This window comes from Fontimonas sp. SYSU GA230001, assembly GCF_040066175.1.
Lineage (GTDB): Bacteria > Pseudomonadota > Gammaproteobacteria > Nevskiales > Nevskiaceae > Solimonas.
In genome coordinates this window covers 1-2,193 of sequence record NZ_JBEAAM010000049.1, presented here as the reverse complement: position 1 = coordinate 2,193, position 2,193 = coordinate 1, and the positions used below count along the sequence as shown (strand labels likewise).

General features: G+C 63.0%; 3 protein-coding genes. All 3 read right to left on the bottom strand.

Going from position 1 to position 2,193, the window contains the following annotated elements; translation table 11 throughout:
* Positions 1–68 precede the first annotated feature (68 nt).
* The 3 genes from AAG565_RS15660 to AAG565_RS15650 are packed head-to-tail and all read right to left on the bottom strand — an operon-like array spanning position 69 to position 2,079.
* Positions 69–1,400 (bottom strand): ISL3 family transposase, encoded by a 1,332-nt coding sequence (locus AAG565_RS15660; RefSeq protein WP_348820580.1) that lies wholly within the window; start codon positions 1,398–1,400, stop codon positions 69–71.
* Positions 1,397–1,789, bottom strand: coding sequence for a DUF86 domain-containing protein (locus AAG565_RS15655; protein ID WP_348820579.1), 393 nt, complete (start codon positions 1,787–1,789; stop codon positions 1,397–1,399). Before AAG565_RS15655 ends, AAG565_RS15660 begins: the two co-directional genes overlap by 4 nt.
* A complete protein-coding gene (locus AAG565_RS15650) occupies positions 1,789–2,079 on the bottom strand; it encodes a nucleotidyltransferase domain-containing protein (protein ID WP_348820578.1) in 291 nt (96 codons plus the stop codon). Before AAG565_RS15650 ends, AAG565_RS15655 begins: the two co-directional genes overlap by 1 nt.
* Positions 2,080–2,193 lie beyond the last annotated feature (114 nt).

The following is a 2,193-nucleotide window of genomic DNA, read 5'->3' as shown; positions in this document are numbered from 1 at the left end:
GGGTATCGGGGAAATGCTGTTGTCGAGGGCATTCCGGCGCTTCGTCGACCGACCCTATCCCAGTGTTGTTACAGCGTCCCGTCCTCCAGCAGCCGCGTCAGCAGCTCGATGTCGACGCCGTAGTTGATCAATGGTCCTTCGTCAACGACACGCTGCGAGAACGTGCGCGCCATCCCGGTCGTCATCATGTCGGCCGTGACCAAGTCGTCACGGCGGCGGAAAGGCGGACGACGCTGCTTGTGCAACCGATCGTTGAACAGGACCTTCGCCCTGAGCGCCTCGAAGCTGTAGCCCCTTCCCAGGCGGTTCATGAGCCTGATCAGGTTGTTCATGCTCTCCGAGAAGGCGTTCGTGATCCGGTGATCGAAGTAAGCCAGGATCAGCGGCTGCCAGTTCTTGAACGCCGTCGTAATGTCCTTGAAATGCGGCGCCACCTCGGCCGGCAGGCTGTTCCTCCAGGCATCGTAGTACCGCTCCGCTTCTGCCTTGGACGCGCAGTCGTACAGGCCGAAGAACGCCTCCTTGACCTGGTAGGCGGCGCCCAGCGCCGGATAGTTCGCCGTCCAACCGTCGAGCAGCAGGCGGTCGCGGTCGGTCAGGTCTGCCGGCCGCTTGAGCAGCACGAAGCGGTCGTGCATCAGACCGCGTCGCTGGCGCAGCTCCAGTCCGGAGCGCAGGGCCTTGCGGACGTTCTCCATACCCTGGTTGGCCATCCGCAAGACGTGGAACTTGTCGACGACGATCTGTGCCTGCGGCAGCACCGCACGGCAGGCGTCCCGGTAGGGCGTCCACATGTCCATAGCGACGTACCGGACCTTCTCCTTGCCCGGCAGGTTCGTCAGGTAGCGCGCGACCGAGGTCTTGTTCCGGTCGGGCAGCATGTCGACGATGGTGTTGTGCTGGATGTTGCCGATGACGCAGCGCGGCCGACGGATGATGTGGATCTCGTCGATGCCCATCATCTGCGGAGCTTCGATCCGGACCCGCTTCTGCAGCTCGTCGACGTAATCGCTGAAGATCAGACGGACGGTCTTGTCGGCAACGCCGCACTCCTCGGCGATGTGCGCGAAGGGCCGCTTGAGCGACTGCTTACCGATCCACTGCACCAGGCGCGCGGTCATCTCGCGTTTGTCGTCGACCTCGGGCAGTGCCTCGGAAAAGGTCCGGCCGCACGACCTACACTTGAAACGGCGCCTCTGAACGTAGATGCCGACGCGCTTGCCGTGGCTCGGCAGGTCGCGGATCAGGACCTCGTAACGGCCGAAGCCGATGATGCTCGGGCTGCTGCAGTGAGCGCACTGCCGCGTGGCGGCCGCACTCTCAGCCTGTACGTGGTAGTCGTGCTCGCTCTCGTCAACCCGCAGGGTGCGCAGGTGGCGCAGGTTGAGCAGAGAGGTCATTGCCGTGGCGCGTTTTCGGGCACCACTGGCCGGATGCGATCGAGAATGGCCTGGACCTGCTGCCGAAGCACCGGCAGATCGTGCATGACCGTGCTCCACACGACATCCAGATCGACCTCGAAGTAGTCGTGTACGACACGGTTGCGCATCGCGCTCATCTGCTGCCAAGGCACCTGCGCATGCTGCGCCACGAAGGCGGGATCGACCTTGAGGATTTTGGTGGCCGCCTCGCCAATGACGGTGATGCTCCGGATCACCGCATCTTGCTCCATCCACTTGGTTTCGAGCGCGGCAGCGTCCGGCAAACCATCAAGGCAGGCGGTGGCGCGTTCGATGGCCTGAACGATGTGGTCCAGGTAGTCGGCAACGCGCGGTTGCTTGCGCGTCATTACAAGGGGGCGGCTTCTTGAAGAATGCGCGCGCGGGCGTTGCGTGGCAGCGCCTTGGGCGTCAGCACATCGACGGGAACGCCGAGCAACTCTTGCGCTTCGATCTGCAGCCCCGCCAGAGTCAGCAGGGTCGTGGAGGGCGTCGGGTCCACCAGCAGATCGAGGTCGCTGTCGTCACTATCGTCGCCATGCAACACCGAGCCGAACACGCGCGGGCGCAAAACACCATGGCGGGCGGCCAATTGCCGCAGCTCCGCTCGGTGTGCAGCCAATGCCTGTGATGGTTTCAAGTCAGACTCAGGGCAAATCGGTCCATGCCGTAAACAACAGCATAGTCCCATTTTACACTACATCGCAACATCTGCATGCAGGGCGTCCAACAACACGATATTCCTCATACCCTT

Excerpts from the sequence above, each read along its gene's own strand:
- AAG565_RS15660 (WP_348820580.1), bottom strand. The coding sequence starts at position 1,400 with ATGACCTCTCTGCTCAACCTGCGCCACCTGCGCACCCTGCGGGTTGAC.
- AAG565_RS15655 (WP_348820579.1), bottom strand. The coding sequence starts at position 1,789 with ATGACGCGCAAGCAACCGCGCGTTGCCGACTACCTGGACCACATCGTT.